8 protein-coding genes are annotated in these 9,801 nt (G+C 70.6%); 2 read left to right on the top strand and 6 right to left on the bottom strand.

What is annotated here, in order from left to right:
- Positions 1 to 490 (bottom strand): DUF1990 family protein (locus ACFWEP_RS25755; RefSeq protein ID WP_387373287.1); only part of this gene is annotated, 490 nt, incomplete at its 3' end.
- A gap of 242 nt (positions 491 to 732) precedes the next feature.
- Here ACFWEP_RS25755 and ACFWEP_RS25750 point away from each other — a divergent pair.
- Positions 733 to 1,962, top strand: a complete 1,230-nt coding sequence (locus ACFWEP_RS25750) for a carbohydrate-binding protein (RefSeq protein WP_387373285.1) — start codon at positions 733 to 735, stop codon at positions 1,960 to 1,962.
- A gap of 110 nt (positions 1,963 to 2,072) precedes the next feature.
- Here ACFWEP_RS25750 and ACFWEP_RS25745 read toward each other — a convergent pair whose 3' ends face one another.
- Both ACFWEP_RS25745 and ACFWEP_RS25740 read right to left on the bottom strand, forming a co-directional pair.
- The gene (locus ACFWEP_RS25745; protein ID WP_387373283.1) at positions 2,073 to 3,524 is read right to left on the bottom strand and encodes an RICIN domain-containing protein; all 1,452 of its coding nucleotides are present in this window, start codon (positions 3,522 to 3,524) and stop codon (positions 2,073 to 2,075) included.
- Positions 3,525 to 3,569: 45 nt separating this feature from the next.
- Positions 3,570 to 5,051, bottom strand: a complete 1,482-nt coding sequence (locus tag ACFWEP_RS25740; protein WP_387373281.1) for a pectinesterase family protein — start codon at positions 5,049 to 5,051, stop codon at positions 3,570 to 3,572.
- 390 nt (positions 5,052 to 5,441) lie between these two features.
- Here ACFWEP_RS25740 and ACFWEP_RS25735 point away from each other — a divergent pair, with 390 nt between their 5' ends.
- Complete coding sequence (locus ACFWEP_RS25735; protein ID WP_387373279.1) at positions 5,442 to 7,511, top strand: sigma-70 family RNA polymerase sigma factor; 2,070 nt, start codon at positions 5,442 to 5,444, stop codon at positions 7,509 to 7,511.
- Positions 7,512 to 7,548: 37 nt separating this feature from the next.
- Here the strand turns inward: ACFWEP_RS25735 and nrfD are convergent, their stop codons facing one another.
- The 3 genes from nrfD to ACFWEP_RS25720 form a co-directional block, all read right to left on the bottom strand.
- On the bottom strand, positions 7,549 to 8,481 hold the full coding sequence (gene nrfD / locus ACFWEP_RS25730; RefSeq protein ID WP_387373289.1) for an NrfD/PsrC family molybdoenzyme membrane anchor subunit: 933 nt from the start codon (positions 8,479 to 8,481) through the stop codon (positions 7,549 to 7,551).
- A gap of 65 nt (positions 8,482 to 8,546) precedes the next feature.
- Positions 8,547 to 9,557 (bottom strand): 4Fe-4S dicluster domain-containing protein, encoded by a 1,011-nt coding sequence (locus tag ACFWEP_RS25725; protein ID WP_387373277.1) that lies wholly within the window; start codon positions 9,555 to 9,557, stop codon positions 8,547 to 8,549.
- On the bottom strand, positions 9,554 to 9,801 hold a 248-nt coding region (locus ACFWEP_RS25720; protein WP_387373276.1), incomplete at its 5' end, for a hypothetical protein. The genes ACFWEP_RS25720 and ACFWEP_RS25725, both read right to left, overlap by 4 nt.

The following is a 9,801-nucleotide window of genomic DNA, read 5'->3' as shown; positions in this document are numbered from 1 at the left end:
AGAGAGGCCTCCACGGGCCCGTCGGCGCCGGGGCCGTCAGGGAGCGGAGCGTCAGGGTGACCCGGCCGTCGGGCGCCCGGCGGACCACGAACGCCTCCTCACCGGAGACGGGGTGGCCGGGCAGCGTGCCGTACGCGAAGCCGCGGGCGTCCGTCGTGTCCACGACGGCGACGACCCGCACCGGCTCGCGCACGGAGAACGGCCCCCGGCCGACGGTGATCCGGTAGTCGCCCCCCTCGACGACCCGGTCGCCCGCGCCGTCCAGCGGCGTGACCCGGAAGCCGCTGCGGACCTTCACGCCCCATTGCAGCACCGCTGCCGAGGCGGCACGCCAGTCGTCGTCGCCGTACCCGACGACCACGGTCTCCTCGCGGCGACGGTGGCCCGGAAGCCCGTCGTCCCAGGTGGTCTCCGCCGGACGCGTGGACCCGGTCGGCGCATACGTGGGACGGGGCGCGCGAGGCCCGTCTTCCTGTCCGTCCAGCCCCATGGCTTCTCCTGTCGTGGTGCGTGCGGTGGGTCTCCGCGGGCCTTCTCGGCGCGGTCGCCGGGGAGCCGGCCCCGCGACCGCCCCCGAGGCTCGCGGGCCGGTACGCCCCGATCATGTCAGCCGGTTTCCACCTCATGTCGCCGTACGCAATCTTCAAAAGAGAGCAATGGTCTAGGCCAAATCATTGACGTGAATGCGTCATCAATCGATTCTGGGCGACACCTCTCCCGACAGGAGTCCCCATGAAGCGCCTTCGCGCTCTGCTCTGCGGTGCCGCGACCGCGGCACTGGCCACCACCGGACTCGCGGCGTTCACCGCGCAGCAGGCTTCGGGTGCGTCCGCCGCCACCACCGCACTCAGCACCCGGTGGTACGCCGCAGCGCCGTATCTGATGCCGCACGACAACAACCCGCCGGACGCGGGCGCCATCATGGACGCCACCGGGCTGAAGGCGTTCCAGCTGGCGTTCGTTCTCGCCCCCAACGGGGGCGGCTGCAGTCCGACGTGGGACGGTACGTCACCGGTCTCGTCGGACACCGCGGTGGGGACGGTCGTCAACGCGATCCGCGCCAAGGGCGGCGACGTGTCGGTCTCCATCGGCGGGTACGGGGGGACCAAGCTCGGCCAGGCATGTTCCGACGCGGCGTCCACCGCGGCCGCCTATCAGCAGGTCATCACCAAGTACCAGCTGAAGGCGATCGACTTCGACCTGGAGGAGCCGGAGTACGAGAACGCGACCGCCATCGCCCATGAGATCGGCGCGGCCAAGATTCTCCAGCAGAACAACCCCGGACTCTACGTCTCCGTCACCACCGCGGGAACGGCCGACGGCACCGGCTGGTTCGGCAAGCAGATGCTCAACGAGGCCAAGGCGCAGGGCTTCACGCCGAACAACTTCTCGATCATGCCCTTCGACGGCGGGTTCAACGGTGCGGCCGCACAGACGAGCGCGCTGACGAACTTCAACTCCATCCTTCAGTCCACCTTCGGCTGGGACGCGGCGACCGCGTACGCGCACGAGGGGTTCTCCGGGATGAACGGCCGCAGCGACACCGGTGAGTACTTCCGTCAGGCCGACTTCCAGACGGTTCTGGACTTCGCCACCAGCCACCACATGGATCGCTTCACGTTCTGGTCCCTCAACCGCGACCGCCAGTGCACCCCGGCCGACAACGGGACGACGTCCGGTACGTGCAGCAGCGTGGCCCAGTCGGACTGGGACTTCGCCAAGTACGCGGTGAAGTTCGCCGGAGTCACCCCGCCGACGACCACCCCGACGACCGCGCCTCCGACCACTCCCCCGCCGGGTGGCAACTGCGCCTCGGCAGCGTGGAACAGCGGCGCCGTCTACACCGCCGGCAACACCGTCTCGTACGGCGGCCACACCTGGAAGGCCAAGTGGTGGACCCAGAACGAGACGCCCGGCACCACGGGTGAATGGGGTGTCTGGCAGGACCTCGGCGCCTGCTGACAGGAAACCGTGGAGCGGTACGGGCCGAGTACCGCCGACACGCCGCAGGGCCGCCCCTCCCGGGACGGTCCTGCGGTGTGTTCGGGCCGACCGGCGGGGCCGGAGCGGGGTCAGCCGCCGATCGTGCTCTGCGGGCCTGCGTACTGCTTGAGCAGGGCGGGCACGTCCTTCGCCGCGTCCAGGGTGTAGGCGTAGTAGCTGCTCGGGGTGAAGGTCGTCCCGGCCGTCACCTGCTTGCCGGTGCAGTTGACCATGACGCTGCCCGACTGGGTCAGGGACGCCGCCGAGGTGTCGATGTTGAAGGGGTTGGCGACGTTCTCGAAGTAGCTGTTCTCGATGACGGTCTTCGAGGCACCCCGGGACAGGTTGCCGTAGGAGGTCACGTTCTGCAGGTAGTTGTTGTAGAGGTGGGCGAGGGCCACGTTGTCGATGCTGGGGTTGCGCTGGTTGGTGTCGTGGATCCAGTTGTGGTGGATGGTCATCCGGGCGGTGACGTTGTCGGTCCAGCCGATGCCGAGGGCCTTGTTCTCGGTCCCCATGACGTTCCAGGAGATGGTGAGGTAACTGGTGTCCTTGCGGCTGTCGATGAGGCCGTCGTTCATCCGCTCGATGCGGTTGTGGTCGATCCAGATGTGGTCGGCCGTGTCCATCTGGATGCCGTCGTAGTCGTAGACCTTGTCGTCCGGGTCGTCGTCCGTCATCTGAGCGTCGCGGATGGTGAGGTTGCGGATGATGACGTTGTGGACGCCGGTGCCGAGGAAGAACCCGCCGTGCACGATCTCCCCCTTGGTGCCGACGCCGACGATCGTCTTGTTGGAGGTCACCGGGATCTCGTGGCCGTACGGGTCCACCGTGACGGCTGCGGCGACCTTGATGACGTACGGGCTGGTGGAGGTCGCGTACTTGACCAGGTCGGCGTAGGTGGTCACGGTGACGGTGCTGCCCGCCGCGCCGCCGGTGGTGCCCCCGCCGGTGGAGGCGAAGCCGTCCGCTTTGTCCGACCAGGCCCGCCCGGTCGTCACCGGCTTGAAGGCCCACTGCTTGTTGGTGTTGGCGGTGCACGTCTCCTGGATGATCGCGGTGCCGTTCGTCGTCGACGCGCCCTCGTCACTGACGCAGAGACCACTGTTCACGTTGACGATCTGGAACGTCCCCGAACCACTCGCCACCAGCGACCACGCCTGGTTCGTCTGACCCGCGCAGCTGTACTGCTGCAACCGCGTCCCGCTCACCGTCGAGTAGTCCGGCACGTCGATGCACTTGCCGCTGTGCACGTTCACCAGCCGGTACGTCCCCGAACCCGCCGAATCCAGCCTGAACTCCTGCCAGTCCGAATCAGCGGTGCACCCCCACTGCTGCAACAACGCGCCGTTCGCCGTCGAAGCCGCCGGCACATCGATGCACTTACCGCTCTTCGTCACCGCCAGCTGGTACACCCCACCCGTCGCCGGCAACGTCGCGGCCACGGCCGGCGACACCGCGCCACCCACCACCACCGCGCACACCGCAAGCACGAACGCCGCGATCAGCGCACCGAACCTGGTGCCACTCCTGTTGAACATGGGTTCCCTCTTCTCTCGTACCGGGAAAGGACGTTGTGGACCGGATCAGCGGACGGGGTTCCAGCCGTCGGTGCCCGCGAGGTACTTCTGCGGGGTGTAGGTGGCCGCCTGGGCGTCGGTGAGCTGCGGCCGGTTGGCGTTCACCGTGGCTCCGGCACCGGTGTTGCGGTACTCACGGAACCGGGCGTTCTGCCAGGTGCTCGTGGACATGTTCGTCCACGGCTGAGCGGTGGCGACGGCCGCCGAGAGCGTGCACTCGCGGTAGAGGACCTGGGCGTCCTGGCGCCAGGGGCGACCGAGTTGGGTGGTGTTGTTCACCGTGCTCGTGATGGTGGACCGGTAGAAGAGGAACCCGTAGGCACGCTCGGCGGGGGTACTGGCCGCGGTGATGGGGCCGCCGGTGGTCCGCTTCTCATGGATCCGACTGTTGTCGAAGACCGCGACGCCGCCGCCGTAGATGAAGTCCACCGTGCCTTCGACGTATGAATTCCACACGTAGACGCGGGCGTTGTTGTTGACCAGGAAGGTGTCCTGGTCGCCGAGGAGACGCACGTTGTCCAGCAGGGCCCGGTCGGCGTCGAGATACAGCGCCAACGCCTGGTCACCGGTGTCGGAGCTGTTCTCGTCGAAGTCGTTCGACATCGTCAGGTTGGTCGCGGTGAAGTCGTGGCCGAGGGCGACCACGGTGGCGCTGCCCGAGGTGCCGTAGTCACCCGCGTTGCGGTTGCCGACGATCACCACGTCGTCGGGGGAATCGCCGGTGCCCTGGAGCGTGATGTAGGGCTTGTTCGCCGGGATGGTCACGGCCTGCCGGTAGGTGCCCGGCTTGATCGTGATGACGACCCGGCTCGCGTTGCCCGTCCCGACCGCGTCGACCGCCGCCTGCACGGTGGTGTAGGTCCCGGTTCCGTCGGCCGCGACGGTGTTGTGGGTGGTGGAGACGGGCTTGAAGGCCCACTGCTTGTTGGTGTTGGCGGTGCACGTCTCCTGGATGATCGCGGTGCCGTTCGTCGTCGACGCGCCCTCGTCACTGACGCAGAGACCACTGTTGACATTGATGATCTGGAACGTCCCCGAACCGCTCGCCACCAGCGTCCACGCCTGGTTCGTCTGACCCGCGCAGCTGTACTGCTGCAACCGCGTCCCGCTCACCGTCGAGTAGTCCGGCACGTCAATGCACTTGCCGCTGTGCACGTTCACCAGCCGGTACGTCCCCGAACCGGCGGACGTCAGCGTGAACTCCTGCCAGTCCGAATCAGCGGTGCACCCCCACTGCTGCAACAACGCACCGTTCGCTGTCGAAGCCGCCGGCACATCGATGCACTTACCGCTCTTCGTCACCGCCAGCTGGTACACCCCACCCGTCGCCGGCAACGTCGCGGCCACGGCCGGCGACACCGCGCCACCCACCACCACCGCGCACACCGCGAGCACGAACGCCGCGATCAGCGCACCGGCCCTCGATGCGCTTCGGCGGTGCCGGTGTCCGTCGGCCGGGCCGGGTCGTGCTGTGGGATCTCGCCTCATGCGCATACTCCTTCGTGCGGCTCGTACGGCAGCGGGTCCGTAGCCCGGGTGCCGGCCGCGGCTGGAGGAGCCGCAGCGACCTGGTAGATGCGTGGGGCGGAGGGGGATAACAGAAATCTCGCGGAAAATTCCCGGGAAAGAGCGGAGCTTCTCGCACCGCGCCCGGACGGACCGCTTTCCCGGCACGTTGTGCCGACCGGCGGCCGTTGTCCGTGCGGGCGACGCGTGACCTCTCAACGCACCTTTCCCACATGGCTGTTCATGCACGGTCCAGGTCTCCGGACCGTCCGCACAACGTCTCGTAATGGATCTTTACAGCCCACCGGCGCTGTGCCACGATGCGGGCTCTTGGCATGATCGATCGGATGAATGACCGGTGGGGCAGAGACCATGACGGAGCGCGGGACCTACCCCGAGGAAGACGTCACAGCCCTCGCGTACGCCGCACGGGACGGCGACCGGCGGGCGACGGAACGACTGGTCGCCCTGCATCTGCCGTTGGTCTACGGAATCGTCGGCCGGGCCCTGAACGGGCACTCCGATGCCGAGGATCTCGTCCAGGAGACCATGCTGCGGGTCGTCCGCGGTCTGCCGAAGCTGCGTGAGCCCGACCGGTTCCGCTCGTGGGCGGTGGCCATCGCGTACCGCGAGATCCAGCAGTACCAACGGCGGGCGGCGGGCGGGAACTCCACCCACCGCGACGTCGAGAGCGTGCCCGACCCCCTGCCGGACTTCGCCGAGCGCACGGTCGCCGAACTCGCGTTGACCGGCCAGCGCCGCCATCTCGCCCGCGCGACCCGTTGGCTCGAACCCGCCGACCGGCAGGTGCTCGCCCTCTACTGGGAGGAGGCGTCGGGCCGCCTCACCCGGTCCGAAGTCGCCGCCTCCCTCGGCCTCGACCGCCGGCACACCGCCGTGCGGGTCCAGCGGATGAAGGAGAGGCTCGAAGCGGCGCGCACCCTGGTGCATGCCCTGGTGGCCACTCCGCGCTGTCCCGGTCTCCAGTCCGAGGCGAGCGGGTGGGACGGGACGAGCAGCGCCCTGTGGCGCAAGCGCCTCACCCGTCATGTGCGGGACTGCCCGCAGTGCCGGGCGCACGGGGGCGGCCTGGTCCCTCCGGAGAACCTGCTGCCCGGCATCGGGCTCGTCGCCGTGCCGGCGGCTCTGCTGGTGTGGCTACGGGAGACCGCCGCCCGGGCCGGCGCCCCCACCGTGCCGGCCCGGGCGGGCGGGCCGTTCTCCCTGGCGGGCTCCAAGGCGAAGGCGGTAGCCGTGGTGGCCGCGGCGGGGATCGCCGCCGGGACCCTTGGCCTCCTGCTCTGGCAGTCACCGGCCTCCCCGCCTCCAGCCTCCTCCGCGCCCCCGGCGCCCGTCCGGACCCGTACCCTGCCCTCCCCGTCCTCGGCCGACGACGTCGCCGCGCTGAGCCTCTACGTCGCCCCGGACGGCTCGGACGGGGGCGACGGGAGCCTCGCGCACCCGTTCGCCACGCTCGGAAAGGCGGTGGGTCTGGTGAGGCCGGGCGGGACCGTCCTCATGAGGGGCGGCACCTACCGCCCCGCCGAAGCCGTGGACATCACCACCGACGCCGACGCCACGCACCGCATCACCCTCGCCAACTACCCGGGCGAATCGCCGGTCGTGGACGCGTCCGGCGTCCCGGAGGGCTCTTGGGCCATCACCCAGACCGCCGACTACTGGACCGTGCGGGGGCTGGAGATCCGCGGCTCCCGCTCCCACGCGTACGTCTGCCGGGGCTGCGCCCACACGGTTTTCCAGAACCTGTCCCTCCACGACAACGCCGAGTCCGGTCTGACGCTGCGTGACGCCGGAACCGAGGCCAATTCCGTTCTCGACAGCGACTTCTACGCCAATCGCGATGCCGACGGCCGCGGTGGCGTCGGTCTCGCGATCAAGTTCGGCTCCGGGGCGGGCAACCTCGTAAAGGGCTGCCGTACGTACGACAACGCCGACGAGGGCGTGGACCTGGGCGGGTTCACCAGCCCGGTGACCGTGGAGAGCAACTGGTCCTTCGGCAACGGCAACGGCTTCACCCTCGGCGGCGGCAACACCCGGGCCGCCGTCGCCCACGTCGTACGGAACAACGCGGCCTGGGAGAACGCCGGCCTGGGATTCACCGACGAGGGGAACCCCGGCCGGATCTCACTGACCCGCAACACCGCCTACCGCAACGGCGTGGACGGCTTCCACCTCACCACCGCGGCGGCGCTCGCCGAAGCCAACGTGGCGGCGGCGAACGGTCGGGACGCCGCACTGGGCGACGGCGTCCGCTCCTCCGGCAACAGCTGGGACGGCGGAGGGACCGCGCGGTTCACCTCGACCGACCCGGACTCCGCACGCGCTCCCCGCGCCGCGGACGGCGCACTCCCCCGAACCGCGTTCCTCGCCCCGCGTGCCGGGACCGGCACGGCGGCGGGAGCGACGATGACCGTCTCGTGACCGGCGGCCCTGCTCCGTGGAAGGGGGCGACGGGCGGTCAGCCTTCCGCCTCTCCGTCTCCGCCCGCTTCCCGCCCGGCGAGGCGCTCGCGCTGCGGCAGCACCGTGTACCTGGGGTCCTCGGCGGAGGCGACGCCGGCCGCGAAGACCCCGAAGCGGGTGCAGGCGGACCCGGCCAGCAGGGCGCAGCCGCCCAGGACCGCCAGAGGCTTCGCGGCTCGCCCGGGTCGTGCGGACACGAGCGCGGCCGCCGCACCCGCGACCGTGAGCGCGCGGGCGGTACGCAGGAGGGTGCCGGCCCGGCCCTCGTGCCAGGTCTCCGCCACCAGGCCGAGGCGGTGTTCGGCGGCGGTGCTCGCGGCCAGGTCCGCCGCGGTGGCGAGGACCGCGGCGGCGCGGGCGGGACCGGTCTCCCGGGCCGGTCCGAGGGCGAGGGCCATGCCGGAGGCGGCTGCCGTGGCGGATGCCGCGAACAGGTAGGGCAGTTCGCGGTGCGCCCCGTGCCAGGCCGGTACGGCGGTGTCGGCGGCGAGGACCGCGGTGTACGTGGCGACCGCCGGTCCGGTGAGTGCGGCGGTGGCCGTCGCGGCGGCTCCGACGCGTGGGAACCTTCCGCCGGCCGCGGTGAGGGCAGCGAGGCCGGCGGCGGGACCGTACAGGCCGAGCAGCCAGGAGCCGACGCTCATCGGGGAGGTCGGCTTGAAGACGCGGAGCATGTTCGTGAACCGCTCGGGGCGGCCGAGGTCGTTGACGAGGGCGGCGACGGAGAGGCCGATGGCGCCGAGCGAGGAGAGCTTGAGCGCGGTCGCGGTGGTGTTCCGGCCGGTCAGCTGGGCGCCGGCGGCGAGCACGGAACCAGCCCCGGCGAGTCCGCCGAGAAAGAAGTATCCGGCGATGTCACGGGCGGCCCAGGAGGGTGCCTTGATGACGGGACGGCCGTAGTAGGAGCGGAACTCGGCCCGGGGCACCATGAGTTCCTCACCCCTGCGTCTCCGGCCTCCCCTGCGGCGCGGTCCCTGGGTGTCGGCGGAGGCGGTCATCGGGGTCCTTTCCCGAAACGTGCGGTCGAACGGTCTCCCGGCAGGTGCCCCAGGAGCGCGGACAACGCGTGCGCGGTGCCCGCGGCGGCCAGCAGGGCCAGGGCGGCGGCCCCGGCGTGCTTCCACATCGCGGGCAGGTCGCGGGTGGTGACGACGGGCGCCGGGGGCAGCCCGTAGACCTCCGGTTCGTCCAGCAGCAGGAAGAAAGCTCCGTCGCCGCCCACCCCGTCGCCGGGTTCGTGGCCGTAGAGGCGGGCCTGCGGGACGTCGGCCGCGTGGAGTTGTTCCACGCGCAGCGCGGCGCGTTCACGCAGTTCGTCCAGGGGACCGAACTGGATGGAGTCGGTGGGGCACGCCTTCGCGCAGGCGGGTTCCTGTCCGGCGCCGAGCCGGTCGTAGCACATGGTGCACTTGAAGGCGCGCCCGTCGTCGGGGCGTTGCTCGATCACGCCGTACGGGCAGGCGGGGACGCAGTAGCCGCAGCCGTTGCAGATGTCCTCCTGGACGACGACGGTGCCGAACTCGGTGCGGAAGAGCGAGCCGGTGGGGCAGACGTCGAGGCAGGCGGCGTGGGTGCAGTGCTTGCAGACGTCGGAGGACATGAGCCAGCGGGTGGTCCCGGGGTCCTGGGTTCCATCCGCCGGGGCCACCGCGAGCGGCAGCAGCGCGCGTCCCCCGGGGTCGGGCGGACCGCCGGGGGCGGCCACCTCTTGTTCGATGAAGGCGACATGTCGCCAGGTGGAGGCGCCGAGGCTCCGGGTGTTGTCGTAGGACATGCCGGTCAGGGTGAGGCCGTCCTCGGGGACGGCGTTCCACTCCTTGCAGGCCACCTCGCACGCCTTGCAGCCGATGCACACCGAGGTGTCGGTGAAGAATCCGACCCGCTCCGGTGCGTCCTGGTAGCCGGCGTCGGCGGCCGGGTCGGCCTCGGGTCCGGAGAGGAGACGGCGGATGCGGGAAGGGCTCTTCGCCCCTTCGTCGGCCGGGGAGTTCTCGTCGGCGGTCATGCCCGCGGTTCCTTTCCGGTGTTTTCGGTGATGCCCGCGCGGCGGCGGTATTCGGCGACCAGCTCCGGCAGGGCAGGGCCGCGCGGCCTGCGGCCGGGGCGGATGTCGGCGGTGAGCGCCTTGTCCTCCTGGATGTGGGCGTTGGGGTCCATCGAGATCGCCATGAGTTCGTTGGCCGCGTCTCCGGTCACGACTCCGTTGGGACCCCAGTGGAAGGGCATGCCGATCTGGTGGACGGTCCGGC

It is taken from the genome of Streptomyces sp. NPDC060198 (genome assembly GCF_042728415.1).
GTDB lineage: Bacteria > Actinomycetota > Actinomycetes > Streptomycetales > Streptomycetaceae > Streptomyces.
Note: the sequence above shows the minus strand (reverse complement) of the source record. Positions and strands in the feature narration are given on the sequence as shown.

What these genes read in the sequence shown, in the direction of transcription:
- ACFWEP_RS25750 (WP_387373285.1), top strand. Translation starts at nt 733, where the DNA reads ATGAAGCGCCTTCGCGCTCTGCTCTGCGGTGCCGCGACCGCGGCACTG.
- ACFWEP_RS25725 (WP_387373277.1), bottom strand. Translation starts at nt 9,557, where the DNA reads ATGACCGCCGACGAGAACTCCCCGGCCGACGAAGGGGCGAAGAGCCCT.
- ACFWEP_RS25745 (WP_387373283.1), bottom strand. Translation starts at nt 3,524, where the DNA reads ATGTTCAACAGGAGTGGCACCAGGTTCGGTGCGCTGATCGCGGCGTTC.
- ACFWEP_RS25740 (WP_387373281.1), bottom strand. Translation starts at nt 5,051, where the DNA reads ATGAGGCGAGATCCCACAGCACGACCCGGCCCGGCCGACGGACACCGG.
- nrfD (WP_387373289.1), bottom strand. Translation starts at nt 8,481, where the DNA reads ATGGTGCCCCGGGCCGAGTTCCGCTCCTACTACGGCCGTCCCGTCATC.
- ACFWEP_RS25735 (WP_387373279.1), top strand. Translation starts at nt 5,442, where the DNA reads ATGACGGAGCGCGGGACCTACCCCGAGGAAGACGTCACAGCCCTCGCG.